The organism is Streptomyces sp. PTL18 (genome assembly GCF_059510295.1).
In genome coordinates, this window is sequence record NZ_JCAJZO010000001.1 from 531,004 (window position 1) to 553,191 (window position 22,188).

Genomic DNA, 22,188 nt, shown 5'->3' on the forward strand with positions numbered 1-22,188 from the left:
TCCGTGCGGCGGTCGGTCGGCTTCAGGACGTCGAAGACCCGACCGATCGGATTCGGGCGTGACGCGGGGCCAGGAACCCGGCGTCGCGCGCTCCGGCGATCAGTTCCAGCGAGCGGCGCCGGGTGCGCCCGGTGGCGCACATGACCGCGTACACCGGGTCGACGCCCCGCCCCTGGGCCGCTCGGTACTCCTCGGCGACCAGACGCCACCCCTCGACACCGCGCGGCCAGGCGGGACGGGGCCGGCCCGCCGGTGCCCCCAGGGGCTCGTGCGGCGACCCGGAGTCCACACCGCACGCCTCGAGCAACGGTTCCTCGATCCAGTCGGCGAGGGCCGTCAGGTCGCCGAGCGACAGGGGCGGCTGGGCCCGCACCTCCTCGATCGACACGCCGCCGTCCGCGACCACGGCGAGGACGTCGACCCGGCTTCCGTCGGGCAGATCGAGCCGGACCGCGTACCACGACGTGACGCCGCCGTGCTCACGCAGTTCCCATGCGGGCCATACGGTCACCGGCACATCCGACCGGGAGGGATCGGAAAAATCCTGAAAGGACACTTCCAGCACACACGGAACGTAAGCGAATGATCACATACCATGCGGAGAGCCACGCACAGAGGGAGCGCGCACCGCACCCCGTCGGCCCAGCGGGCCCCCTCCCTTCCCGTCGTGCGCGGTGCAATGCTGGAGCCACCAGCGATCTCCTCCGCGAGGGAGTTCCGCCGTGCTGCATGTCGCCGTGGTCGGCTCGGGTCCGAGCGGGGTCTACACCGCCCAGGGCCTCGTCCAGCAGGATCCGGAGGTGCGCGTCGACGTCCTCGACCGCCTGCCGTGCCCGTACGGGCTGGTGCGGTACGGCGTGGCACCCGACCACGAGAAGATCAAGTCCCTGCAGAACAACCTGCGCACGGTCCTGGAGCACGAGCGGATCCGCTTCCTGGGCGGTGTCCCGGTGGGCGCGGGCGGGGTGCCGTCCGCCCGACTGCGCGAGCTGTACCACGCGGTGGTCTACTGCGTGGGCGCCGCGACCGACCGGCACCTCGGCATCCCGGGCGAGGACCTGCCCGGCAGCTGGTCGGCCACCGAGTTCGTGTCCTGGTACAGCGCGCACCCGGACTCCGTCGAGAACGGGTTCCTGCACCATGCCCGGGCGGCGGTGGTGATCGGCGTCGGGAACGTCGCGGTCGACGTGACCCGGATACTGGCCCGCGAGGTGGCGGAGCTCAGCCCCACCGACATGCCGCAGGCGGCACTCACCGCGCTGGCCGCCGGCAAGGTCACGGAGATCCACATGGTGGGGCGGCGCGGTCCTTCCCAGGCCCGCTTCACCACCAAGGAGCTGCGCGAACTGGGCGCCCTGCCGGACACCGACGTCGTCGTGGACGAGACGGAACTGGCGCTCGACCCGGCGTACGTCGATCCGTCCGGGCTGCCGGCCACGCAGCGGCGCAACGTCGAGGTGCTGCGCGGCTGGGCCGCGACACCGCCGAGCGGTGCGGCGCGGCGGATCCGGCTGCGGTTCTTCCTGCGCCCGGTGGAACTGCTCGCCGACGCCGGCCGGGTGGGCGCGGTGCGGTGCGAGCGGACGCTGCCCGACGGACGGGGCGGGGTCACGGGCAGCGGACGGTACGAGGACATCGAGGCGCAGCTCGTGCTGCGTTCGGTGGGCTACCGCGGAGTGCCGCTGGAGGGGCTGCCGTTCGACCCGGAGACCGGTACCGTGCCGCACCGGGAGGGGCGGGTGGTGCGCGACGGGGAGGTCTCCCCCGGCGAGTACGTGGCGGGGTGGATCAAGAGGGGCCCGACGGGCGTCATCGGTACGAACCGTCCCTGCGCGAAGGAGACGGTGACCTCATTGCTCCAGGACGCGCCCGGCCTCACCGCCCGCGAGGTCCCGGACGACGCGCTCGCGGCGCTGCGGGCGGACGGCGTGCAGCCGGTCGAGTGGCCTGGATGGCTGGCGATCGAACGGGCGGAGGCGGCGCTCGGGGCGTCCCTGGGACGTGGCGTGGTGAAACTCCCGGACTGGGAGTCCCTGATGACCGCCGCGCACGACACTGTCCCGCAACATCGCTGAAATCAACAAACTGTTCAAGGAGCTTACGTTCTCCTCATGCCCACCGTGCACCCCGTGGACGAAGTCCCCCCGATACGCCAACTCGCCGCCTACGCCCTCCAACACGTCCTCGCCATGTACGCCGGCGCCGTGGCGGTGCCGCTCGTCGTCGGCGGCGCCATGAAACTGCCGCCCGCCGACCTGGCCTACCTCATCACCGCCGACCTGCTGGTGTGCGGCATCGCGACCCTCGTCCAGTGCGTCGGTTTCTGGCGCTTCGGCGTACGGCTGCCCATCATGCAGGGCTGCACCTTCGCCGCCGTGTCCCCCATGGTGCTCATCGGGACGACGGGTGGTGGGCTCCCCGCCGTCTACGGCTCGGTGATCGTCGCGGGTCTCGCCATCGTGCTGCTGGCGCCCGTCTTCGGCAGACTGCTGCGTTTCTTCCCGCCCCTCGTCACCGGTACGGTCATTCTGATCATCGGCCTGTCGCTGCTGCCGGTGGCCGGCAACTGGGCCGCCGGCGGCCAGGGCGCGAAGGACTTCGGGGAGCCGGGAAACCTGGCCCTCGCTGCCTTCGTCCTGTTGATCGTGCTCGCGGTGCAGCGCTTCGCACCCGCGTTCCTGAGCCGGGTCGCCGTACTGATCGGCATCGTGGTGGGGCTGACGGTCGCGGTGCCGTTGGGTTTCACGGACTTCAGCGGGGTGGGGGATACCGACTGGGTCGGGATCAGCACGCCGTTCCACTTCGGTACGCCCGCCTTCCACGCCTCGGCGATCGCGTCGATGCTGGTGGTCGCGCTGGTGACGATGACCGAGACCACCGGTGACCTGATCGCGGTCGGTGAGATGACCGGCCGCGGGGCCGAGCCCCGTTCCCTCGCGGACGGTCTGCGGGCCGACGGGCTCTCCACGATCCTCGGGGGTGTGTTCAACACCTTCCCGTACACGGCGTACGCCCAGAACGTCGGGCTGGTCGGCATGACCCGGGTGCGCAGCCGCTGGGTCGTGGCGGCGTCCGGCGGCATGCTCGTGCTGCTGGGTCTGCTGCCCAAGCTGGGCGCGGTGGTCGCGGCGATTCCGGCACCGGTGCTCGGCGGGGCTGGTCTGGTGATGTTCGGGACGGTCGCCGCGAGCGGACTGCGGACGCTGGCCGGGGTGGACTTCCGGGGCAACCACAATCTGACGGTGGTGGCCGTCTCGGTGGCGGTCGGCATGCTGCCGGTCGGGGTGCCGACGGTCTACGAGAAGTTCCCCGGCTGGTTCCAGACGGTGATGAACAGCGGTATCAGTGCCGGATGCCTGACCGCGATCGTCCTGAACCTGCTCTTCAACCACCTGCCCGCCAAGACCGGTTCAGCCGTCCTCGAGACGAACGGCCTGACGCTCGGCGGCGAGGAGGGCGCCGAGGAGCCCCGGGAAGAGATCGTCTAGGTCGTCCCCGCGCAGGCCGTTCACCTTGGCCGTGCCCCGGTAGGCCTGCCGGATCACCCCGCTCTCGCGCAGCACCCGGAAGTGGTGCGTGGTGGTGGACTTGGTGACCGGCAGGTCGAGTTCCTCTCTCCCCTCTGGAACCACCGCACGGACGCCTACGGCGGCTCGTACGAGAACCGCGCCCGCTCGCGGCTCGAGGTCGTCGACGCGGTGCGGCAGGCGAGCAGGCCGAGAAGTTCCTGGTCAACGCCGAGGCGGAAGCGGTACTGCCGGGCCGCGAACTGCTGCGCAACCCGTCCTTCGCGCGCCTCGCGACCCGTGAACCGGGCGGCGAGGTGCGCATCCCGGACCCGTACCACCGTTCCGTCTGACCCCGCCCTCCACCGCCCGCGCGGACCTCGCGCGCCCCCGGGACCTTGCCCGCGGATGTCTCCGCGGGCGTAGGGGCACCGACGTGCGGTCGATCGGAGGCGTTGTCAGCCGGTCATCCGGCCCCACAGCGGCCCGAACCGGGCCCAGGCCTCGTCCCACTGCGCCATCCTCCGGCGTTCCAGCCGTTCACGCAGGATGCGTCCGCCCACGAACGGGACCGCCGCCGCCCCGACCCCCACCAGCACCCCGACCATGGCGCCACGGACCCGCGCCTGGGACTCGGTGGCGGGCTGTGCCGCCAGGGACCCCTCCGGGTCCGTCCACGCGGTGACGGCCGTGCCCGTGGGAGTGCCGACAGCCACCTGGATCTGCCCGGCGTGCACCGAACCGTCACGGTCCGTCCAGCGCACCTTCGCCCACACCCGCTTCGCCCCGGCGTCCCCCTTCGGCGCGTCCTGGGTGAGCAGGGCCACCACCGGGTGCCACTGCGCCCGTTCCTCGGCCAGCCCTCGCTCCACCGAGCGCGTCGCCGCCACTCCCGACAGCACTCCGCCGACCACGGTCACGGCCCAGATCACCAGCACCACCCAGGCCTCCAGCGTGTCGCTGCGGCGCCGCAGCGGATTGCGCCGCCACCGCCACAGCCACACCCCACGACCGCGGAACGTCATCGACGACAGCCACCTCATCGATGGCATCCTCCTCACACGTGCACGGACACCCCCCGACCGCCCTCCCATACGCGTGCGGGGCCGTCGCTGCTCACCGGCGGCCCCGCACGCAGCCCCCAGGGCTGACCCCCACCCGGGCGGGTTTCCGCTCCACACCCCTGCAACACGGCTCTGACCTGCGGCGACTCAATCCACCGGGGTGACTGTCAGTGCCGGGGTGCAGACTGGCCCCTGTCTGGGACAACGGCGTTTCGGAGGTGGCCGCCATGGCCGACGTACTGCTCACCGTGGGGACACGCAAGGGACTGTTCATCGCCCGGCGACGAGGCGGCGCCTGGCAGTTCGACCAGAGCCCGTACTTCAACGCACAGGCCGTCTACTCGGTGGCCATCGACACCCGCGGCGACACCCCGCGCCTGCTGGCCGGAGGGGACAGCTCGCACTGGGGGCCGTCCGTCTTCCACTCCGACGACCTCGGCCGCACCTGGACCGAGCCGGCGCGGCCCGCCGTCAAGTTCCCCAAGGACACCGGTGCTTCACTGGAGCGCGTCTGGCAGCTGCACCCGGCCGCCGCCGAGCCGGACGTGGTGTACGCGGGCACGGAACCGGCCGCGCTGTACCGCTCGGAGGACCGCGGCGAGAGCTTCGAGCTGGTGCGCCCCCTGTGGGCACACCCGACGCGCGACAAGTGGGTGCCGGGCGGCGGCGGCGAGGGCCTGCACACCGTGGTCACCGACAGGCGGGACCCGAAGGCCGTGACAGTCGCCGTGTCGACGGCCGGCGTCTTCCGCACCCGGGACGGCGGCAGCAGCTGGGAACCGTCCAACTCCGGTGTCTCCGCGGTCTTCCTGCCCGACCCGAACCCGGAGTTCGGCCAGTGCGTGCACAAGATCGCACAGGACGCGGTGGCCCTGGACCGACTCTATCTGCAGAACCACTGGGGGGTGTACAGAAGCGACGACGCGGGTGCGCACTGGACGGACATCGGCGAGGGACTGCCCTCGACGTTCGGGTTCGCCGTGGCCGCGCATCCGCACCGCGGGGACACGGCGTACGTCTTCCCGATCAACGCGGACGCGGACCGGGTCCCGGCAGACCACCGGTGCCGTGTCTACCGCACCGCGGACGCGGGCAAGAGCTGGGAGCCGCTCACGGCGGGCCTGCCGTCCGAGGACCACTACGGCACGGTCCTGCGGGACGCCCTGTGCACGGACGACGCGGACCCGGCGGGCGTGTACTTCGGCAACCGCAACGGCGAGGTGTACGCGTCGGCGGACGACGGTGACAGCTGGCAGCAGCTCGCCGCGCATCTGCCGGACGTGCTGTGCGTACGGGCGGCGGTGATCGCCTGATCCGACAGCCATCCGCCGGGACGGCGTCCCTGTTCGCCCACCGCCCGGTCGTTCCCGGTCCCCCATTGGGTCACCGGTTGATCGCCGGTGTGCGTACGGCGGCACGGTGACGCCGTGGCACCCCGACCGTTGCATGAAAATCATCGAAGCAGGCCGGGCGAAGGCCCTGGAACCGGTGGTCGAACGGATCGCCGCGACGGGTGACTTCCTGCGCGCGGAGATCGCCGCGGGGCGCGCCTGCTTCGCTCCGCTCAGGTGTCGAGGAATTCGGCGACGAAGATGTCCTCGCTCGTGAGCAGACGCTTCGAGAGGCCCTGTTCGTGGTGGTAGCGCAGGAACGTGTCGACGGCCTTGCGGTTCCCGGCGACGCCATAGGGCCACCAGTCGTCGCCCAGCAGCCGGCGATTGTCTTCGAACAGCTTGCTGAACCAGGGGGTGACGAGGCTCATGTGCTGCTTCGCGGCGTCGTTCAGGTACTTGCGTTCGGCGAGGTGCTTGGCTTCGCTGAAGGCGCGGTAGACCGCCTGAAGGAGATCGGTCCGGTGTGTGAGTTCCTCACGGACCGCGACGATGTGCATGGGCGGGAAGATCCCGGTGCGCCGGTAGTAGTCGCGCTCCACGGTCTCGTAGTCGGGGAAGAGCCGGGCAACCGTCGTCGAGCCGTTCAGTACGGCGTGGGGGACGTCGACCGAGATGAGCGCGTCGATCTCACCGGATTCGAGCATGGCGCTCAGGGTCTGGCCCTCCGCTGCGTGCCGCACGTCCACACCGGCCGGAACCGGCTGCGGTATCCAGTCGAACGCGGGGATGGGGTAGTCGGTGCCGCCGATGACCCAGCGGCACTGATCGGGGGTCACGCCGAACTCGTCGGACAGGATGCCCTTGGGCCAGACCCCGGCGTCGTGACCGTAGAGCGCGAACTCGCCGATGGTCCTGCCTGCGAGGTCCTGCGGCTTCTCGATGCCGGCCGCCCTGTTCACGTAGATGGCTGAGTGCCGGAAATTGCGGTTCGGGAAGATCGGCAGCGCCATGAAAGGCGTGTCGTCGAGGTCGAAGGTGCGCAGAAAGTAGGTCAAGCCGAACTCCGCCACGTCGTATCGACCTTCGCACATGCCGCGGAAGATGTCTGAAACCAGCGGCGCCGTCTCAAAGGTGGCGTCCACGCCGTCCACGGTGACGCGGCCGTCGAACAGTGCCTGGGTGTGTTCGTACGCGTAGGTGGCGATGGTCAGGTGCGCGCTCATGAGAGATCCTCGCTTCTGTGAATGACCTTTCACGTTAGGGTGGGCGGTACAGAGTACGGATGTCAAGATGAATGATCATTCACGTTAAAGGGTCGACCATGCCACGCATCACCCCTGAGCGACGGGAGGCCAAGCGCGCACAGATCGTGGCGGCGGCACGCCGCTGCTTCTCGCGAGACGGCTTCCATCAGACCTCGATGCCCGACATCGCCGCAGAGGCCGGTGTCTCGGCCGGGGCGCCCTACCGGTACTTCGCGAGCAAAGAGGAGATCATCCTCACCATCGCCGGAGACGCGTTCCGGCTCATTTTCGACCCCGTGGAGCAGCTGGCCGCAGGCACCGACGCCGTTTCCGTCGCCGACCTGGTGGCTGCCTCGCTCGAGGCGTTGGGTGCCGACACCGTCACCGATTCCGCCGGGCTTGCGGTGCCGGTCGATGAGCTGCTCCGCTGTGCTGTACAGAGCTGGTCGGAGCTCTTGCGCAACGACGCTGTACGGGCCCGTGCCGTCGAGGGCTTCGGAGGGGTGCTGCGCAGCATCACCGAGGCGCTACGCCGCGGCCAGGCGGCCGGCGCCGTACCGCTTGCCGTGGAGCCGGAGCGTGGCGCACGGGTGGTGATGGGCTTGCTGCACGGCTGTCTGCTCCAGCGCGTGGCGTTCGGTCTCACCGACGTGGCAGGGTTCGGCGATGACGTCTGGATGCTGCTCGGCGGCACGAAGGGCTGAACACGACTTCGCGGTGAGTGGCGGCGCGACACCGGGAGTGTTCTCCAGGGGCTGCTGCCGCCGGGCGTGGTGCGCTGGGCCCGGCTGCCGCGGGACACCTCCGTCGACGAGGAGCAGGTCCTGGCCGAGACCACGGCCACCGAGGAGGCCGTCAGAGCGCTGCCTCAGCTCGCCGCCGGAGGTCGTCCAACAGGTGCCTGACGGTCCGACTGCCCATCGCAACGATCGCAGAGCGGGCGTCACGAGCGCCGTCCCAGCGTCAGGACGACGCCCGTATCGCACATGATGCGCACGCACGATCCGCAGGTCAGAAGCCCTTCGCGGCCGGTTCACGGCTGACGAGGCACCCCACAGGACGCGTCATCGTGGGCACCATGCCCTACGGCAGTCGCCAGTCCACCGGCTGCGCACCCTGTCGCAGCAGCAGGTCGTTGGCCCGGCTGAACGGCCGCGAGCCGAAGAAGCCCCGGTCCGCCGACATCGGCGACGGGTGAGCGGACTCAATAGCCGGAAGATCCCCCAGCAACGGCCGCAGATTGCGCGCGTCACGCCCCCACAGGATGGACACCAGCGGCTTGCCGCGCCCGGCGAGGGCCCGAATCGCCTGCTCGGTGACCTCCTCCCAACCCTTGCCTCGGTGCGCACCCGGCCTGCGGGGCGCCGTGGTCAACGCCCTGTTGAGCAACAGCACACCCTGCTGCGTCCACGGCGTCAGATCGCCGTTCGACGGCCTGGGCAACCCGAGGTCGGAGTGCATCTCCCGGAAGATGTTCTCCAGACTCCCCGGCAACGAACGCACTTCGGGCGAGACCGCGAAACTCAACCCGATGGCCATCCCTGGCGTGGGGTAGGGATCCTGACCCACGATCAGGACACGGACGTCGTCGAAGGGCTGCTGGAAGGCCCGCAGGACATTCGCCCCGGACGGAAGGTAGGTCCGGCCGGCCGCTATCTCGGCCCGCAGGAAGTCCCCCATCGCGGCGATACGTTCAGCCACAGGTTCAAGAGCCTTCGCCCAGCCTGCTTCAACAAGTTCATGCAAGGGTCGTGGTGCCACGGCGCCTCACTCTACTGGCGGGTGCCGTGCCCCGGCACACCGCAGAAGCCCTCGCGCACGGCCGCCGCTCCTGGCGCTACTCTTCCTCCTCGTCGAGGTCTTCGAACCGGTCGAGCAGATCACGCAGCCGGTCGCCGGGAAGGAGAGGGGCCTGTTGCATTCAGTGATCAAGCCACTCCCTCACGGTCATCACTCCTGGTCAGCCCCTCATGCTCGATACGCAGATCCTGGAGTTCCCGCACCCGCGGTGGGGCTCTCCTTCTCGGTCGCTCGGAACGTACGGCCGCTGCCGGGCCGTCTGCTCAACATCTTCCGGAAGCTGAACCTGGGCCTGCCCCAGCCGTCCGACGGCGACCTCACCCCATGGACCAGGCAGGGCGTGCTGCTGCTCAACAGGGCGCTCACCACGGCCCCGCGCCGTCCTGCGGCTCAGCGCGGCAAGGCCTGGGAGGAGGCCATCGAGCAGGCGATCCGGGCACTGACCGCGCACGGCAAGCCGCTGGTGCCCATCCTGTGGGGCGGCGACGCGCGCAACCTGCGGCCGCCGCCGGGGGACCGGCCGGCGATCGAGTCCGCTCACCCGTCCCCGATGTCGGCGGACCGGGGCTTCTTCGGCTCCCGGCCGCTCAGCCGGGCCAACGACCTGCTGATCCGGCAGGGCGGTCAGCCGGTGGGCTGGCGCCTGCCGTGACACCCTCCGGGCCCGGGCATGTTCCGTCGGCGGACGTACCCGGCGCGGTGCCGGAAGCCGTGCTCGCCGTGGACTCCGGTGGCTCCGGCCTGCGGGTCGCCCTCGTACCGCGGGGTGGCCCGGCCTCGGCGGCGACAGCCCCGCGCACATCGCGTGAGCCGGTGCGCACCGGCGCCCGGGGGATCGACGCCGGTCATCTGCTGGAACAACTCCTGCCGCTCGCACGGCGGTTGACGGCGGATGCCGGTGGTGCCGGGGTACGGGCGGTCGCGGTCGGGGCGGCAGGTCTGGCCACCCTGGGCGACGACCTGCGCGCCCGGCTTCCCGGCGCGCTGGCCCGTGAGCTCGGAGTGCGCAGGGTTGCGCTGGCTGCGGACGCCGTCACCGCCTACACGGGCGCGCTCGGAGCACGCCCCGGCGTGGTGGTGGCGGCCGGCACCGGCCTGATCGCGCTCGGCATGGATCTGACGGGCTGGCGCCGTGCGGACGGCTGGGGGCATCTGCTGGGCGACTGCGGCGGCGGCGCGTGGGTCGGGCGGGCCGGGCTGGAGGCGGCCCTGCGCGCTCATGACGGGCGGCCCGGCGGTTCGCGGTGTCTGCTGCGGCGGGCCGAGGCGGTGTTCGGGCCGGCCACCGGACTGCCCGGCAAGGTGTACCCGCGCGCCGACCGGGCGGCGCTGCTGGCCTCGTTCGCTCCCGAAGTGGCCGCCTGCGCCGCGGAAGACCCGGTCGCCGAGGGCATCCTGGGGGCGGCCGCCCGGCACATGGCCGAGTCCGCGGCCGCCGTGTGCCCTGCCTCCGCAGAGCCCTCTGTCGCGCTCACCGGAGGCCTGTTCCGCCTGGGCGAGCCGCTTCTCCTACCGCTGCGAGACGAGTTGGCGCGCCAGGTGCCGCAGGCCCGCCTGGTGCCCGCGGAGGGCGACCCCCTGCACGGTGCCGTCCGTATCGCGCTCGCACTCGCGAACGATTCGCTCACACTCCCCCGCGACGAACGCCTGTTGTGTGTCGTGACCGAAAAGAGTGAGTGATTCCCCTTGCGGGCAAAAGGAAGTGACGTCCCCGTGCGCGGTGGAAAAGTCACACCGTACCGATCACTTCTCATCCGCACGTAACTCATCAGACAAAACCGGACAGATACCGCTCACCTGCCCCCTCCCCGAACAGGGGAGCCCACAAAGTTAGTAGCATGCGGCGCCATGAGCTCCCCGACTGGGCCCGTATCCGGCCTGCCTGTACGAATGCCGCGACCCCGCCAGCCCGGGCGGCACCGTCGCCCGGAACCCCTGGTGGCTCCCGAGGGTGCGCCTGCGCTCGTCCTCGCGGTGCCGGGCACGCCCAGTGCCGCGACGCGCGGTCTCGCCGAGGAGGTCGTGAGCATCGCGCGTTCCGAGCTGCCCGGTCTGGACGCGCGCATCGGCTACCTGGACGGGGACGACTCCGAGTTCCCCACGCTGAAGTCCGTGCTCACCCACACCGCCGAGGAGCGCAGCGCACGCTACGAGCAGGCTCGCGCCGCCGGCCTGGAGGTCAGCGAGCCCGATGGCCCCGTCGCCGTGGTGGTGCCGCTGCTGGCGGGCCCGGACAGCGCGCTGCTGCGCCAGGTCCGCCAGTCCGTCATGGACAGCCGGGTCGCGGCCGACCTGACCGACGCCCTCGGCCCGCACCCGCTGCTCGCCGAGGCGCTGCACGTGCGCCTGTCCGAGGCCGGTCTGGCCCGTGCCGACCGCGCCCGTCTGTTCACGGTCGCGACGGCCGCGGACGGCATCATCCTCGCGTCCGTCGGCGGCGACGAGGCCGTGCAGGCGGCCGGGATCACCGGCATGCTGCTGGCCGCACGGCTCGCCGTCCCGGTGATGGCTGCGGCGCTCGACCAGGAGGGCTCGATCGCCTCCGTCGCCGAGCAGCTGCGCTCCTCGGGTTCGCAGCAGCTGGCGCTCGCGCCGTACCTGATCGGCCCGGAGCTCGAGCCGGGACTGCTGGAGGCGGCCGCCGAGGAGGCGGGCTGCCCCGCCGCCGAGGCGCTCGGACCGTACCCGGCGGTCGGCAGGCTCGCGCTCGGCAAGTACACGACGGCGCTGGGCATCGCCCCGCAGCAGCCGCAGGGGACGCCGGTGCGCTGACCCCTCCGGACACCCACACGGCGAAGGGTCCGCTCAGCCCAGGAGCGGGCCCTTCGCCGCGTCACGGGGAAGCCGGCCGCCGCGCCGGGCTCCCGGCCGAGGGGATCTCAGACCCGGACCGGAGACGAACCGTGCAGCGGCACGGCCAGGGCGACGAGGGCACGCTCCAGGCCGCGGAGGTGGCTGAGGGCCTGCTCGGCGCCGGGGTGATGGCCCGGGGCGCCCGCGGGAGACGCCGCAGTGCGTTCGGGGACCACGCCGAGCAGCGCCTCCACAGCGGCCTCGACGCGGCGGCATGCGTCCGTGAGGCGCGTGTCGTGCGAGGCCTGCGGGTCGGCGGCGACCGCGACGAGGCCGCGCGTTCGGTGGGCGCACTCGTCGAGCAGCGCCAGCACCTGGCGGGCCCGGGCCTTGCGCGCCCGGAGCGGGTTCAGCGGATGCACCAACGGCGCGAGCGCCTGTCGTACGCGCCCCAGCAACGCCTCGAGCTCCGCCGCGCGCGACGCCGGGTCCGCCTCCGGGTCGCCCGCAAGCCGACGCGCCGCCGCTGCGGTGCAACCGTGCACCGCGTGCACGGCCCGCCGCACCCACTGGTCGGTGACCGCGTGTGTGGTGACCGGCAGGACGAACGCGACGGCGAGGGCCGCACCCAGGGCCCCGGCACCCGTCTCCGCGAGGCGCAGAGCGAGCAACCCCGGGTGCAGCACGCCCAGGAGGCCGTAGAGCAGGCCCGCCATCACCGTGACGAAGAACATCATCCAGCTGTAGGACGGCGCCGCCGTGTAGAAGATGCCGAACACGCAGACCGCGACGAGCAGGGCGGTGGGCGCCGGGGCTCCGTGCAGTGGCACCGCGACCAGCAGCCCGGCGACGATGCCGGTGACCGTGCCGACGATCCGCCTGAAGCCGCGCACCAGCGTCTCACCGCGCGAGGCCGTGTTCACGAAGATCCACCAGGCGGTGCCGACCGCCCAGTACCAGCGCTCGTGGGACAGCGCCTGGCCCGCGGCGACGGCGAAGGCGCAGGCGGCGGTCGCCTGAAAGGCCTGGCGGGTGACGGGCCGGGCCAGGCCTCGGCCGTCGAGCGGCGCGGGCGCGGCGGGCAGCGGCGTACGGCGTTCGACGCACCACACCCCGAACCGCACCGCCGAGGCGGCGGCAAGCGCGAGCGCCAGGGCCCCGTACAGCTCCGGCAGCTCGCCCGGGACGGCATGGAGGAACTGCGCGACGAAGAAGGTCATGAAGGCGAAGATGCCGAGCGCGTTCCCGCGCGGTCCCCAGCGGCGCGCGTACACGCCGGCGAGGACCACCGCGAGCCAGACCGCGTCCCGCACCGCCGGCACATCGTGCAGGGCGGTCGCGACCGTGAGCACCGGCAGGCCCACGGCGGGCAGCAGCGCGGTGGTGACCGCCTGACCGCGCACGGTCGGGTCGGCGACCGTGAACAGCGCGAGCAGCGCGGCCAGCCCGCCGGTGACCGAGGCCGACAGTGGCAGCCCGACCGTCGCGCACGCGGTCACGGCGAGGCCGATACCGAACACAGCGCGCAGCGAGACACGCAGCCGGAACAGCCCCGGATCGGGAGCCGTGAACATCTTCTTCAACTTCTTCAGCGCCGGGTTCGTCACCGTCGTCCGTCCGCCCCGCTTCTCATGTCACCTCATGCCATCGCGACGCCAGGACATGGGAATGGCGCCGCGGGCACGGATTCCGGCTTCCTCACCGGTCCTGCGCTGCGCGGCGCCACTGATACCCATAAGGAAAGCATCAGGCGCGCAGTGGCTCAACCGCCGTGCCGTCCACTGGGCCATTGGTACAGTCGGAGAAGATCCATTCGTACCACCGGGAGGCCAACGGACCATGGCCCTGGACGGACTCGACACCCGCATCCTGCGCCTGCTGATCGAACAGCCCCGCACCAGCGTGCGCGAGTACGCACGCATCCTGGGCATCGCCCGGGGCACCGTGCAGGCCCGCCTCGACCGCCTCGAGCGCGACGGGGTGATCACCGGCACGGGGCCGTCCCTGTCCCCCGCCGCGCTCGGGCACCCGGTGCTGGCGTTCGTGCACATCGAGGTCACACAGGGGCATCTGGACGACGTGGGCGACGCGCTCGCGGGTGTGCCGGAGATCGTGGAGGCGTTCTCCATCACCGGGGGCGGCGACCTGCTGACCCGGGTGGTCGCGCGCGACAACGCACACCTGGAGGACGTCATCCAGAAGCTGATCAGCCTGCCCGGAGTGGTCCGCACCCGCACGGAGGTGGCGCTGCGCGAACGCGTACCGCACCGGCTGCTGCCGTTGGTGGAGTCGATCGGCCGCGCGGCGGTGCACTGACCCGAAGCCGGCCCCCATCGGGGCTGGCTGCCGGGCGCGGCGTCCTCGTCGCCTTCTTGCGACCGGGGAGGGGTTCATGGATTCCGAGGCCGTACTCGTCGCCCACATCGAGGCGCGGACCGTGGGCGGCGTTCGGCTCCGTCACGCACCTGTGGGAACGGGACTGCAGCGCCCAGCGCCGGCACCGGAAGCTCGTCGAGATCGCACCCGCCCGAACTCCGGGAACGCGTACGGGTCGCGGTGGTGTCGGCCGCCCTGCGGCTGGCGCGCGCCGCGCACTACGCCGGGCTCGGCGTGCTGCACTACGACGCGCTGCTCGCCAAGGTGGTGGCACACGTCCCGCACGGCGGGTGGCGGGCCGCCTGTGCCCGCGCCCGTCGCGCGCTCGGCGAGTTCGCGATCGAGGGCGTGCGCACGGTGACCGCTCCGGCGCAGTCGCGGAGCTGGGTGCTCGCGGCGCTGAACGGCTGGGAGGGGCCCCGCGACCCCCGCGGGCGGGGATTCCTCGACACGTGGTGAGCGCCTGGCGGCGGGCTTGGACGGCTTCTGCGCGCCGCTCCGTCCGGCACACGCGGGTAAGCCGCCGGTCGAGGAGTGCGCCGGACCCCGGTCACGACCGCCGGCGGGGCTTGCCGCGCCGTGTGGTCTTGGCCCCGGCGGAACCGCCGCGTGGACCGCGGCCGGTCGACTTCCCCGGCGCGGGCTTGCGCCGGTCCCCTGCCGCGTCGGTGCGCTGACGCCTCGCTTCGGCGGGGGGCTGGGCGGGGGTGCGTCCCCGGGTGCTGTTGACCGTCCGGCCGCGCACGATCCCGATGAAGTCCTCCACCAGGTCGGTCGTCGCGTCCTCGCGCCAGGACAGGGCGACACTCGACTGGGGCGCGTCCACGACCGGGCGGTAGGCGAGGTCGCGGCGGTGGTACAGCCGCGCCAGCGACTGGGGGACGACGAGCAGGCCCACGCCCGCCGCCACGAGCTCGACGGCGTCCTCGGTGGTGGCGGGGCGCTCGAAGGCGGGCTCGCCCGGCGGCCGCTCCCAGCCCAGGACGTCGTCGAGGGGGTGGAGGACGACCTCGTCGGCGAGGTCGTCGCAGGACACCTCGTCCACGGCGGTCACCACGTGGCCCTTGGGGACGACGACCACGGTGGTCTCGGTGTAGAGGGGGATCGCGCTGAACACCGTACGGTCGACCGGCAGCCGTACGAGTCCCGCGTCCGCCTCGCCGCCGCGCAGCACCTCGGGCGCTGCGGCCGCCGGCACCTGAACCAGAGTGAGGGGTACGCCGGGCAGGCGCTCGTTCCAGATCCGCACCCATTTGGCGGGCGTCGCGCCGGGGACGTACGCGAGCCGGAACGAGGGGGATGCATCCGTGCCTGTCACGCCGCCAGGTTACCGGGCGTGGTCAAAGGGCCCGTATCCGGCCGATAGTCTGGACAGCATGAAGTCGCAGCAGACCACCCAGACGATGAAGCCCGCCACCGCGGCGAGGAAGCTGGGTGTGTACCTCCCCGCCACTCCCACCGAGTTCCAGGAGGGTGTCGTCTCCCGGTCCGAGCTGAACGAGCTCCAGGCCGACCCGCCCGAGTGGCTGCGGGAGCTGCGACGCAACGGCCCGCACCCGCGCCCGGTGGTCGCGGCGAAGCTGGGCGTCTCCATCGCCGGCCTGGCGCGCGGCGGAGTCACCGAGGCGCTCACCACGGAGCAGATCGAGGCGCTGAAGAAGGACCGTCCCGAGTGGCTGGAGAAGGAGCGGGCCACCCAGGCCGAAGTCCGCAAGGAAGCCGCGCGTATCAGGAAGCGTGACGCCGAGCAGGCCGTTCGTCCGCGTCCCTGACGTCCGCCGGGCCCACCGTTCCGGCGACCGCTCCGGCCGTGAGCGAGGCGTCCGGGGCCGGGCTGATGCCCGGCCCCGGATTCTCCCCCAGTGGGTGTCCTAGACGTTGGGTTCGGCCCCGCTGATGTCGCCGAGTGCCGACTCCGGCTGGCGTTCCACGGCCAGGTCGCCGAGGGAGATGATCCCCACCGGCTCTCCGCCCTCGACGACGGGAACGCGGCGGATGTGGTGCTCGCGCATCACCTGCACCGCGCGGTCGATGTCCTCGTCGGGGCTCAGGGTGACCAGGTCCTCACTGCAGGCGCGAGCCACCGTGGTCTCCTGCGGGTCCGATCCCTCCGCGAGCGCGCGCACCACGAGGTCGCGGTCGGTGACCAGTCCGCGCAGTTGGTCGCCCTCGGTCACGAGGACCGCTCCGATGTCCTGATCACGCATCATCCGCGCCACCGTCGCCAGCGACGTCTGCGGTTCCACCTTGACGGGTTCTGCGGTCATGATGTCGCGTACGTGCTGGGCCATCACTTGTCCCTTCTCCACAGGTCTCCCGGGTCTCCCCGGATCTCCCCCAAAGCGGCGGTTCCGGTCTCCCGCCGCACAGGCGCCGAGTACCCGATGGGCGCGGTCCTGCACGGCCGCGGCGCGGCGTCCCGCGCCGCGGTGGTCCGCCGACAGGACGCCGCCTCCGGATCAGGTCGCGCCGGAGCCCCCGCTGCCGAAGGAGCCACTGGAGCCTGGGCTCCAGCGCGGGCGTTTCTGGTCCCCGCTGCGCCGGGTGCCGGAGGCGTGGACCTCGTGCGGGGTCAGACGCTCGCTCTCGTCCTGAGCGCGCGGAACCTCATTCGGTTCCCTCACCTCCCGGGACTCCATGACGGGTCCGGAGGCCGGCCGGGTCGGCTGCTCGGAGGGGTGCGGCGGCACCGATTCCCGGCGTCGCACCTTGATGCCGAGCCGGACCGCCCACACCAGGGCTGCCGCGATGAGCAGACCGCCGACGAAGGCGCCGAGCACGCCCCAGGTGGCACCGGAAACGGCCATTTGAAGAGAGATCGTCAGCATTTCCTCCGGGTACCCCGCTGCCGGAAACGAACCCTCCGCTCCCGGTCGCCCGCGACGGCGGCGGGACGGTGTACCGGCTCCCGGCACGGGGTCGCACGGTGGGCCCTTCTCTTCCTCCGGACCGGTTTTCACCGAACGGGCCGGGGCATCCCCGATGCGCCCGCATGCCGTTCGGCCGGTGCGCCGGGTGTCACGGCCACGAGCCGGTGACCCGCTTCCGGCCGGGAGCCGCCCAGGTCAGCGAGTTCAGTGAGATAGGGAAGGTGTCCGCCACGACGTCGTTGCCGCCTGCCGGCAACAGGACACCGTAGAAGGTGATCCCGGCGGCGCCGAGTCCGGTGCGCACCGGACGTTTCCCGCGGCCGGTCGCACACGTGCTGTTCCCGGTGCCGCTCCCCCGTCAGCCGCTGCTCGACGAACGGGTAGGCGTACAGGACGGCGAACAGCAGCAGAGGGAGGACGACTGCCGGGAGCAGCACGTTCCACATGATCGTATGGCCGGCGACGGTCGTCTCCCAGCGCGGCATGAGCCGCAGCGATCCCTCCAGGAAGCCGACGTACCAGTCGGGCCGCGAGCCGGTCGAGGCCTGGTCCGGCCGGTAGGGGTCGTACGTCCACACCGGCCTCCTTCTTCCGCCTCTCACCGACCGTTCCACGCACTGTGCGGCCCTCGGACCGCCGACGACCCCCCTCTGCCTTCATGCGGCCCGTCCTCAGGGGAAGAGCGCGACGCCGAGGACGATCAGCAGGAGGATCACGACGATGATCGCGACCATGCTCCAGGATCCGCGGTACTTCGCCGGCGCCTTCTGCTTCGGCTTCCCCCCGCGGGGCCGGTCCTCCTCCAGGGTCGGGTTGGCCGCGCGGTCACGCTTGTAGAACTCTTCGTCATCTCGGTGCTCGGTCATGACGACTCCTTCCCGATGTGCCCTGCCCTCGCCGTGCATGCCCTCGCCCTGCATGCCCTCGCCGTGCATGTCCTTGCTGTGCCTGTCCTGGTTGCGACCCGGCCTGGCGTGGAGGTGCGGCCCCGGTGCGGGTGCCCCGTCTGCGGGCCGGGATTCCGGACGGGTCAGGCGGCCAGTGCCCCCGCGCGCAGGGCACTGGCCCCACCGCGCCATGCCTTGAGGAGGTGGGCGCCGAGCCGGTCCTCGAGGAAGCCGGTGGACCGGATCCCGAAAACGACGTCCGCCTCAAGCCCGGGTTCGCTCGCCAGCAGCCCACCGATCACGTCGTGGCGTACCACCTGTTCGTGCACCGCGTCCGCCACCACGTGCTCGTCGTAGAAGCGGGCGGCGGCCTCTCCGGCACCCGACCGCCGCATGGCCTCGGCCAGGCGGCGAGAGCCCGGGGACGAGGTGACCTCGACGGCCGCGAAATGACCGGCCAGAGCGCCGCGCAGGCTGCGGTGCAGACCGAAGAGGGACATCAGGTTGACCGCGGCGAGCATCTCGGCGGGCGCGGCCTCCACGTAGTAGCCGTAGGCCGTGTTGAGGTCCAGGTCCTCCATCAGGTCGGCGAAGAGGCCCGCGTGGATCTCGTCGGCCCGTCCGGCCCCGAACTCGTCGAACTCGACGGCCACCATGGCCGCCTTGGCCCTGCCGTGCAGCCGGGGGATCACCCAGGCGTGCGGGTCGGCCTCCTTGAGGTGGTACAGCGACCGCAGCGCCGCGTACTCCCTGAGGTGGCGCAGTTCGCCCCGGCTCCGCAGGAAGTGGGTGACGCTCCTGCCGTCGTCACCGACGGATTCCACCTGGAGTGCGTCCAGGGCCCGCTGCGCGTCGGCGTCGACGGGGACGTCGGCTCGCAGGGCGTCCAGAAAACGGTCCTCGAGGGCGCGGCGGAAGGTGAGCAGGGTCGGGTCCCACTCGTGGTCGTCGTCGACCCCGTCGAACCCCTGGTAGTGCAGTTCGTACAGGACGTACAGCGCCAGCTGCAGGTCTTCGCCGTACGGATCGCTGTCCGCCAGGGAGGCGAGCGACAGCGGGCTGCCCCGCTCCCGCAGCGCGCTGACCGCGCCGTGCGACAGCGGGCCCCTGGGCAGTGGCAGCGGCGGGCTGAACTGGCGTGGCTCACGTCGGCCGGTCGTCACGCGCGTGTCTCCTCTCGCTCCGGGTCCTGATCGTCCGGAGTCCATCCGCACCCCGCTCGCGGCTCCTGCGGCAGATCCTCCGGCCCGGTTTCCCGGTCGTCCGTCGGTTTCCCGCGGCGACGGTGGCTGGTGTCGCACCACGGGTAGGTGCGGCTGCGCCGGCAGGTGCAGATCGCCACCGCGAACCGCCGGCTGACGACTGTCTCGCCATCGGGGCCGGTGACCTCCACCGGGCCTTCGACCAGCAGCGGGCCGTCACGATCGGCACGGATGCGGACCACGCGATCACTCTCGTACGGCACGGACGACCACCAACTCTTCCACCATGTCGTCGGCGGGCAGACCCCGCTGGCGCAGCCAGGTCAGCCGGGACCGCAGCACCCGGCCGAAGGGGATGGGCACGCGGTCCGTGACCCGGGCGGTGAGCCCCGCCGCGGTGAGCCGGCCCAGGGTCTCCTCCACGCCGGACAGCACGGAATGAACCATCAGCAGCACGCCCTGGGGGCGCAGGTAGACCGGCGCGGCATCGCAGATGCGGTCCAGCAGCAGCCGCCCGTCCCAGCCGGCGTCCCAGGCGCGGGCGGCACCCTGGGGGATTCCGGCGTCGGGTGAGGGGACGTACGGCGGGTTGCTGATCACGAGGTCGAAACGGCGCCCCGGCACGGCCGCCATGAGGTCGCCGCGGTGCACGCTGATGCGCCGGCCGCTCAGCAGCGCGTTCACCCGGGCGGCGAGCACCGCCCGCCAGGAGATGTCGATGGCGGTGACACGCGCGCCGAGCCGCGCGGCCTCCAGCGCGAGTGCTCCGCTGCCGGTTCCCAGGTCGAGGACCTCCGTCCCGGGGGCGATGCCCTCCCGGCGCAGGGCGTGGGTCAGCAGCCAGGTGTCCTGCTGCGGCTCGTACACACCTGGCGGCGTCCACGCGGGGGCGGGGAAGGGCGGACAGGGGGTTTCGACGGTCATCGGCTCCTCCGTGCGGTTCACGCAGACGGCATCCGCACCCGCCGCGGCGCACCGCGGCGGGTGCGGATCTTCTGCCTGCGCACCCCGAGTCCCCCACTGCACGCACTCGACACGTGCCCTTCGCGTCCCGGGTGCACCGCGCCGTCGATCCCTTCGCGTCCCGGGTGCACCGCGCCGTCGATGAGGCGCGGGACGACTGGTGACCGCCGCTTGGAGAACGTCCGCCACGGCAACCGTTGCCCGCGATCAGGCGCGGGCGCTTGCCGGCACGAGTTGTTGGTCGGCCCCCTCCCAGGGCGTGGTCGGTGAGGCTGCGCGTGGTGTGGCAGCCGAGGTCACTCGGACCGGCTCGCCGGACGTCGTCGCGTGAACGTGTGCGCCGGTGTCGCGGCGTGCGCGCAAGGTGCGGCCTTCGGGCTCGATCGGCTCGCCGCCGCCGTCCTGACCCAACTCCACGATGAGCGGCAGGCCTTCGGCCGCCGCCACCTCTCCGACACCTCCATGGCCGAACTCCTCACCATGCAGCCCGCCACGGACGACCGTCGGCTTACCACCGCAGCCGAAACCGAATCGGCTCGACCAGTGACCGGGCGGCCGCGTAACTGACGGTGAGTCAGGGAGAAACCCGGGAACCGTTCTGCGAGCCCCCACTTCAAGGATGTGTGCCGTCTCACGCCCTCAAAAGGGCGCCTAAGTTGTCTGCATCACAGCGGAAATGTCCATTTGGCGTCCATGCTCGAACCGGCCACCGGCTCCCGAAGTGGAGTACATCGGCGACCCCTTGGGCGCAAAGTTCAAAGTGACCCATGACACAGCGCCCGTGACGCCCCCACCCCCAAGGAAAGGTGCCCCTTTATGTCCGCTTTTGTCTGCCCTCCTGCCGTGATACACGGCGAAAACGCCGTGGAAACCAGCCAGATCGTGGAGGAGGTGCGCAACCGGCATCCGCACGCGGCGTGGGCGCCGCGGATCGACGGCATCGCGGCCAGCACCGGCATCAAGACACGCGGGTGGATGCTGCCGCTGGAGGCCGCCGTAGCGCCCGGCAACGGCGGCGGGCTGCGCGCTGTCGGCACCGGCGCGGCCCAGGAGGCGTTGGCACGCGACGGGTTCACCCAGCAGGACGTGGACCGCGTGATCGCCGCACTCGAGACGATACCCACGCCGCAGACCGTCCAGGAGCGCACCGCCCCGGCCTGGGAGGCCGTGCAGTCCTACGGGGAACGTGCGGCGCGCGGAGCCCTCCAGATCGCCGGGCTGGACGCCGCAGACATCGACTGTCTGATCACCAGTCACTCCACCACCCCGGCGCTGCCGGGCCTGGACATCGCCCTGGCCAACAAGCTTGCACTCCGCAACGACGTGATGCTGCTGCCGGCCACGCAGTGGGCCTGCATCGCGGGGACCCGCTCCCTGGCGCTGGCGGCGGATCTCGTGGCCGCGGACCCCGACCGGGTGGTCCTGGTCGTGATCGCGGAGGCGCTGAGCACGACCTACCAGCCCGCGGACGACACCCTCGAGTCCCTGATCGTCCGGTTGCTGTTCGCAGACACCGCGGTCGCTGCGGTGGTCACGGGCCGCCCCCGGCGCGAGTCGGTGCTGCGGCTGGACGCCGCCTGGCACCACACCCTGCCCGGCACCCAGGACCTGCACCGCCTGGACACGCGGGCGGACGGCAACCACTTCCTGATGGACCGGCGCGGGCCCCGAGCCGTGCAGGAGACGGTCACCGCGATGTGGGAGTGGCTGCGCGTCCGCTACCAGGACCACCCCGACTCCTGGCACCCCGACCTGTTGCTGGCGCACCCCGGCGGGACCCGGGTGCTGGAGTACATGGAGCAGACGATGCCCGACGCGTGGCCGTCGGGGCTGCTGGACTACAGCCGGGACAGCTACACCAGCGGCAACCGCGGAGGCGCCGCCGTGTTCGACATCCTGCGTCGGGCGCACGACGCCGGTCAGAAGCCGGGCAGTCGCGCCGTCCTGTACGCGGCGGCACCGGGCCTGACCGCCACCGCCCTGGACGGGGAGTGGCTGTAGTGCGAGCCCGCGCCACCCGTCCCGCCGAACGGGCCCTCCGCGTCACCGGTCACGCCGGCCGGTGCCGCTGAGGGCACCGGCCGTCCCATCGGTGGCGCCGGGTGACGGGTACGCCGCCCGTCCCTCGCCGCGCTCCCCTACGCGGGCC

The 22,188-nt window shown here is 72.0% G+C and carries 26 protein-coding genes and 3 pseudogenes; 14 read left to right on the top strand and 15 right to left on the bottom strand.

What is annotated here, in order from left to right; all coding sequences use genetic code 11:
- Positions 1 to 22 precede the first annotated feature (22 nt).
- Positions 23 to 511, bottom strand: a complete 489-nt coding sequence (locus tag AC5WS8_RS02470) for a DUF6214 family protein (RefSeq protein ID WP_496101567.1) — start codon at positions 509 to 511, stop codon at positions 23 to 25.
- A 211-nt stretch (positions 512 to 722) separates the two neighbouring features.
- Here AC5WS8_RS02470 and AC5WS8_RS02475 point away from each other — a divergent pair, with 211 nt between their 5' ends.
- Positions 723 to 2,075: an FAD-dependent oxidoreductase gene (locus tag AC5WS8_RS02475; RefSeq protein WP_496101568.1), complete on the top strand. Its 1,353-nt coding sequence runs from the start codon at positions 723 to 725 to the stop codon at positions 2,073 to 2,075.
- A gap of 36 nt (positions 2,076 to 2,111) precedes the next feature.
- On the top strand, positions 2,112 to 3,488 hold the full coding sequence (locus tag AC5WS8_RS02480) for a nucleobase:cation symporter-2 family protein (protein WP_496101569.1): 1,377 nt from the start codon (positions 2,112 to 2,114) through the stop codon (positions 3,486 to 3,488).
- Here the strand turns inward: AC5WS8_RS02480 and AC5WS8_RS02485 are convergent.
- A complete protein-coding gene (locus AC5WS8_RS02485; protein WP_496101929.1) occupies positions 3,411 to 3,707 on the bottom strand; it encodes a helix-turn-helix domain-containing protein in 297 nt (98 codons plus the stop codon). The two genes, AC5WS8_RS02480 and AC5WS8_RS02485, sit on opposite strands and share 78 nt — an antisense overlap.
- On the opposite strand from AC5WS8_RS02485, the pseudogene AC5WS8_RS02490 reads away from it, so the two are divergent.
- Positions 3,606 to 3,859 (top strand): annotated as a pseudogene (locus tag AC5WS8_RS02490) (oxidoreductase); the annotation flags it as partial. The gene AC5WS8_RS02485 and the pseudogene AC5WS8_RS02490 overlap by 102 nt on opposite strands.
- A 105-nt stretch (positions 3,860 to 3,964) precedes the next feature.
- Here the strand turns inward: AC5WS8_RS02490 and AC5WS8_RS02495 are convergent.
- Entirely contained in the window at positions 3,965 to 4,531 is a 567-nt protein-coding gene (locus tag AC5WS8_RS02495; protein WP_496101930.1) for an Rv1733c family protein, read from the bottom strand.
- A 266-nt stretch (positions 4,532 to 4,797) separates the two neighbouring features.
- Here AC5WS8_RS02495 and AC5WS8_RS02500 point away from each other — a divergent pair, with 266 nt between their 5' ends.
- Together AC5WS8_RS02500 and AC5WS8_RS02505 are read left to right on the top strand one after the other, a co-directional pair.
- Positions 4,798 to 5,883, top strand: coding sequence for a WD40/YVTN/BNR-like repeat-containing protein (locus AC5WS8_RS02500; RefSeq protein ID WP_496101570.1), 1,086 nt, complete (start codon positions 4,798 to 4,800; stop codon positions 5,881 to 5,883).
- Positions 5,884 to 6,016: 133 nt separating this feature from the next.
- Positions 6,017 to 6,118, top strand: a pseudogene (locus AC5WS8_RS02505) (uracil-DNA glycosylase); the annotation flags it as partial.
- A gap of 16 nt (positions 6,119 to 6,134) precedes the next feature.
- On the opposite strand, the gene AC5WS8_RS02510 reads toward AC5WS8_RS02505, so the two are convergent.
- Positions 6,135 to 7,127 carry a 4,5-dihydroxyphthalate decarboxylase gene (locus AC5WS8_RS02510; protein WP_496101571.1) on the bottom strand — a complete coding sequence of 331 codons (993 nt, stop codon included), beginning with the start codon at positions 7,125 to 7,127 and terminating at the stop codon, positions 6,135 to 6,137.
- 98 nt (positions 7,128 to 7,225) lie between these two features.
- On the opposite strand from AC5WS8_RS02510, the gene AC5WS8_RS02515 reads away from it, so the two are divergent.
- Positions 7,226 to 7,852, top strand: coding sequence for a TetR/AcrR family transcriptional regulator (locus AC5WS8_RS02515; protein WP_496101572.1), 627 nt, complete (start codon positions 7,226 to 7,228; stop codon positions 7,850 to 7,852).
- A gap of 66 nt (positions 7,853 to 7,918) precedes the next feature.
- Positions 7,919 to 8,053 (top strand): hypothetical protein, encoded by a 135-nt coding sequence (locus AC5WS8_RS02520; protein WP_496101573.1) that lies wholly within the window; start codon positions 7,919 to 7,921, stop codon positions 8,051 to 8,053.
- 178 nt (positions 8,054 to 8,231) lie between these two features.
- Here the strand turns inward: AC5WS8_RS02520 and AC5WS8_RS02525 are convergent, their stop codons facing one another.
- On the bottom strand, positions 8,232 to 8,909 hold the full coding sequence (locus AC5WS8_RS02525; protein WP_496101574.1) for a uracil-DNA glycosylase: 678 nt from the start codon (positions 8,907 to 8,909) through the stop codon (positions 8,232 to 8,234).
- A 70-nt stretch (positions 8,910 to 8,979) separates the two neighbouring features.
- On the opposite strand from AC5WS8_RS02525, the gene AC5WS8_RS02530 reads away from it, so the two are divergent.
- The 3 genes from AC5WS8_RS02530 (at position 8,980) to AC5WS8_RS02540 (ending at position 11,720) form a co-directional block, all read left to right on the top strand.
- Entirely contained in the window at positions 8,980 to 9,600 is a 621-nt protein-coding gene (locus tag AC5WS8_RS02530; RefSeq protein ID WP_496101931.1) for a uracil-DNA glycosylase, read from the top strand.
- 47 nt (positions 9,601 to 9,647) lie between these two features.
- Complete coding sequence (locus tag AC5WS8_RS02535; protein ID WP_496101932.1) at positions 9,648 to 10,628, top strand: N-acetylglucosamine kinase; 981 nt, start codon at positions 9,648 to 9,650, stop codon at positions 10,626 to 10,628.
- Between the two features lie 168 nt (positions 10,629 to 10,796).
- A complete protein-coding gene (locus tag AC5WS8_RS02540; RefSeq protein WP_496101575.1) occupies positions 10,797 to 11,720 on the top strand; it encodes a sirohydrochlorin chelatase in 924 nt (307 codons plus the stop codon).
- A 107-nt stretch (positions 11,721 to 11,827) separates the two neighbouring features.
- On the opposite strand, the gene AC5WS8_RS02545 is transcribed toward AC5WS8_RS02540, so the two are convergent.
- On the bottom strand, positions 11,828 to 13,315 hold the full coding sequence (locus AC5WS8_RS02545; protein ID WP_496101933.1) for an FUSC family protein: 1,488 nt from the start codon (positions 13,313 to 13,315) through the stop codon (positions 11,828 to 11,830).
- Between the two features lie 265 nt (positions 13,316 to 13,580).
- Between AC5WS8_RS02545 and AC5WS8_RS02550 the strand changes: the two genes are divergently transcribed.
- Positions 13,581 to 14,057: an Lrp/AsnC family transcriptional regulator gene (locus tag AC5WS8_RS02550; RefSeq protein ID WP_496101576.1), complete on the top strand. Its 477-nt coding sequence runs from the start codon at positions 13,581 to 13,583 to the stop codon at positions 14,055 to 14,057.
- A gap of 243 nt (positions 14,058 to 14,300) precedes the next feature.
- Complete coding sequence (locus tag AC5WS8_RS02555) at positions 14,301 to 14,576, top strand: hypothetical protein (protein ID WP_496101577.1); 276 nt, start codon at positions 14,301 to 14,303, stop codon at positions 14,574 to 14,576.
- Between the two features lie 91 nt (positions 14,577 to 14,667).
- On the opposite strand, the gene AC5WS8_RS02560 is transcribed toward AC5WS8_RS02555, so the two are convergent.
- Positions 14,668 to 15,435 (bottom strand): LysR substrate-binding domain-containing protein, encoded by a 768-nt coding sequence (locus tag AC5WS8_RS02560; RefSeq protein WP_496101578.1) that lies wholly within the window; start codon positions 15,433 to 15,435, stop codon positions 14,668 to 14,670.
- 58 nt (positions 15,436 to 15,493) lie between these two features.
- Between AC5WS8_RS02560 and AC5WS8_RS02565 the strand changes: the two genes are divergently transcribed.
- On the top strand, positions 15,494 to 15,889 hold the full coding sequence (locus tag AC5WS8_RS02565; protein ID WP_496101579.1) for a DUF5997 family protein: 396 nt from the start codon (positions 15,494 to 15,496) through the stop codon (positions 15,887 to 15,889).
- Positions 15,890 to 15,988: 99 nt separating this feature from the next.
- On the opposite strand, the gene AC5WS8_RS02570 is transcribed toward AC5WS8_RS02565, so the two are convergent.
- The 8 genes and pseudogenes from AC5WS8_RS02570 to AC5WS8_RS02605 form a co-directional block, all read right to left on the bottom strand.
- Positions 15,989 to 16,408: a CBS domain-containing protein gene (locus AC5WS8_RS02570; RefSeq protein ID WP_496101580.1), complete on the bottom strand. Its 420-nt coding sequence runs from the start codon at positions 16,406 to 16,408 to the stop codon at positions 15,989 to 15,991.
- A 168-nt stretch (positions 16,409 to 16,576) separates the two neighbouring features.
- Positions 16,577 to 16,924, bottom strand: a complete 348-nt coding sequence (locus AC5WS8_RS02575; RefSeq protein WP_496101581.1) for a DUF6479 family protein — start codon at positions 16,922 to 16,924, stop codon at positions 16,577 to 16,579.
- A gap of 253 nt (positions 16,925 to 17,177) precedes the next feature.
- Positions 17,178 to 17,568, bottom strand: a pseudogene (locus tag AC5WS8_RS02580) (cytochrome bc1 complex cytochrome b subunit); the annotation flags it as partial.
- A 90-nt stretch (positions 17,569 to 17,658) separates the two neighbouring features.
- Positions 17,659 to 17,853 (bottom strand): hypothetical protein, encoded by a 195-nt coding sequence (locus AC5WS8_RS02585; protein ID WP_496101582.1) that lies wholly within the window; start codon positions 17,851 to 17,853, stop codon positions 17,659 to 17,661.
- Between the two features lie 164 nt (positions 17,854 to 18,017).
- On the bottom strand, positions 18,018 to 19,082 hold the full coding sequence (locus tag AC5WS8_RS02590) for an iron-containing redox enzyme family protein (protein WP_496101934.1): 1,065 nt from the start codon (positions 19,080 to 19,082) through the stop codon (positions 18,018 to 18,020).
- Positions 19,034 to 19,309 (bottom strand): CDGSH iron-sulfur domain-containing protein, encoded by a 276-nt coding sequence (locus AC5WS8_RS02595; RefSeq protein WP_496101935.1) that lies wholly within the window; start codon positions 19,307 to 19,309, stop codon positions 19,034 to 19,036. Before AC5WS8_RS02595 ends, AC5WS8_RS02590 begins: the two co-directional genes overlap by 49 nt.
- A 13-nt stretch (positions 19,310 to 19,322) precedes the next feature.
- A complete protein-coding gene (locus tag AC5WS8_RS02600; protein WP_496101583.1) occupies positions 19,323 to 20,000 on the bottom strand; it encodes a HemK2/MTQ2 family protein methyltransferase in 678 nt (225 codons plus the stop codon).
- A gap of 246 nt (positions 20,001 to 20,246) precedes the next feature.
- On the bottom strand, positions 20,247 to 20,486 hold the full coding sequence (locus tag AC5WS8_RS02605; RefSeq protein ID WP_496101584.1) for a hypothetical protein: 240 nt from the start codon (positions 20,484 to 20,486) through the stop codon (positions 20,247 to 20,249).
- A 369-nt stretch (positions 20,487 to 20,855) separates the two neighbouring features.
- On the opposite strand from AC5WS8_RS02605, the gene AC5WS8_RS02610 reads away from it, so the two are divergent.
- A complete protein-coding gene (locus tag AC5WS8_RS02610) occupies positions 20,856 to 22,040 on the top strand; it encodes a beta-ketoacyl-[acyl-carrier-protein] synthase family protein (RefSeq protein WP_496101585.1) in 1,185 nt (394 codons plus the stop codon).
- Positions 22,041 to 22,188: the final 148 nt, after the last annotated feature.

Coding starts and splice junctions, on each gene's coding strand:
- AC5WS8_RS02480 (WP_496101569.1), top strand. CDS start 2,112: ATGCCCACCGTGCACCCCGTGGACGAAGTCCCCCCGATACGCCAACTC.
- AC5WS8_RS02495 (WP_496101930.1), bottom strand. CDS start 4,531: ATGACGTTCCGCGGTCGTGGGGTGTGGCTGTGGCGGTGGCGGCGCAAT.
- AC5WS8_RS02500 (WP_496101570.1), top strand. CDS start 4,798: ATGGCCGACGTACTGCTCACCGTGGGGACACGCAAGGGACTGTTCATC.
- AC5WS8_RS02510 (WP_496101571.1), bottom strand. CDS start 7,127: ATGAGCGCGCACCTGACCATCGCCACCTACGCGTACGAACACACCCAG.
- AC5WS8_RS02515 (WP_496101572.1), top strand. CDS start 7,226: ATGCCACGCATCACCCCTGAGCGACGGGAGGCCAAGCGCGCACAGATC.
- AC5WS8_RS02540 (WP_496101575.1), top strand. CDS start 10,797: ATGAGCTCCCCGACTGGGCCCGTATCCGGCCTGCCTGTACGAATGCCG.
- AC5WS8_RS02545 (WP_496101933.1), bottom strand. CDS start 13,315: ATGTTCACGGCTCCCGATCCGGGGCTGTTCCGGCTGCGTGTCTCGCTG.
- AC5WS8_RS02550 (WP_496101576.1), top strand. CDS start 13,581: ATGGCCCTGGACGGACTCGACACCCGCATCCTGCGCCTGCTGATCGAA.
- AC5WS8_RS02565 (WP_496101579.1), top strand. CDS start 15,494: ATGAAGTCGCAGCAGACCACCCAGACGATGAAGCCCGCCACCGCGGCG.
- AC5WS8_RS02570 (WP_496101580.1), bottom strand. CDS start 16,408: ATGGCCCAGCACGTACGCGACATCATGACCGCAGAACCCGTCAAGGTG.
- AC5WS8_RS02575 (WP_496101581.1), bottom strand. CDS start 16,924: ATGGCCGTTTCCGGTGCCACCTGGGGCGTGCTCGGCGCCTTCGTCGGC.
- AC5WS8_RS02585 (WP_496101582.1), bottom strand. CDS start 17,853: ATGACCGAGCACCGAGATGACGAAGAGTTCTACAAGCGTGACCGCGCG.
- AC5WS8_RS02590 (WP_496101934.1), bottom strand. CDS start 19,082: ATGGACTCCGGACGATCAGGACCCGGAGCGAGAGGAGACACGCGCGTG.
- AC5WS8_RS02600 (WP_496101583.1), bottom strand. CDS start 20,000: ATGACCGTCGAAACCCCCTGTCCGCCCTTCCCCGCCCCCGCGTGGACG.
- AC5WS8_RS02610 (WP_496101585.1), top strand. CDS start 20,856: ATGTCCGCTTTTGTCTGCCCTCCTGCCGTGATACACGGCGAAAACGCC.